Source organism: Streptococcus oralis SK610, assembly GCF_000257455.1.
Taxonomy (GTDB): domain Bacteria; phylum Bacillota; class Bacilli; order Lactobacillales; family Streptococcaceae; genus Streptococcus; species Streptococcus oralis_CB.
The window spans coordinates 1-827 of sequence record NZ_AJKQ01000007.1 but is presented as its reverse complement, the minus strand read 5'-3'; the positions used below and the strand labels follow the sequence as shown (position 1 = coordinate 827).

General features: G+C 37.8%; 1 protein-coding gene. It reads left to right on the top strand.

What is annotated here, in order from left to right; genetic code table 11:
• Window positions 1-121: 121 nt before the first annotated feature.
• Window positions 122-827: hypothetical protein (locus HMPREF1115_RS04730; protein WP_000816350.1), on the top strand; the 706-nt coding region annotated here is incomplete at its 3' end.

Sequence of the window (827 nt, the reverse complement as noted above, 5' to 3'; positions counted from 1 at the left end):
AATTCAGGTGAGTTTTTTTGCTTTTCTCATCTTCTCACGGTATGACTCATATGGTATAATGGGTAAGAGTTTATAAACTTTGTTCGTCAGATTCAAACAACAAATAATCAGGAGGAAATCAATGAAACAATATAGGAAAAAAATACTAATCATTCTGGGAGTTTTAAGCCTCTTAGTCGTAACAGGATCTTGTTTCTTACTTTTCTTGAAACCCAGTCAACCCCCAAAAGAACAAAAGTATACAATGCGAACTGCCAGGGAAAAATCAAATTTTCAACTATTTGGAGATAAGAACCAATATGTCCTTGCGTCTGGCAATAAAGGGAGTTTCTTTGTCAGTAAAACATATGCGATCACAGATGAGTACAAGACTTTTATAGTAGAGGAAGAAGGAAAGATACATGAAATCCCTCATCTTCAGATGGAGGGAGAGTATTGGAACTTGATTTTGTATAATTTAGACGAGGAGGGCTTGCCAGAGCGAAAGATTGACCTTTTTCAGGCAGTGCGAAGCTACAATCAGAAAAGCGTTCCTGCAAGACTGATTGACTCCTATTACGTTGGGGACACTCATTACTTTGGGTTAGAAATTAGAGATTTAACGGATGAAGAAAATTGGGTACTCAAAACAGTCTATCTCAATGTGGAGACAGAAGAAGTAGTGGATCTTCCAAAAGACACAAAGTTTGGAAGGAACTCTGATATAAGCGCTACTGCAAGAATAACAAACTTCAATAAGGTTATAGACTCTAAGGGTTATATTGGTCCTTTGAATGAGATCGTCACAACTAGGTTTGAAGGGCAGGTCCCAGACCCTAACATCAACC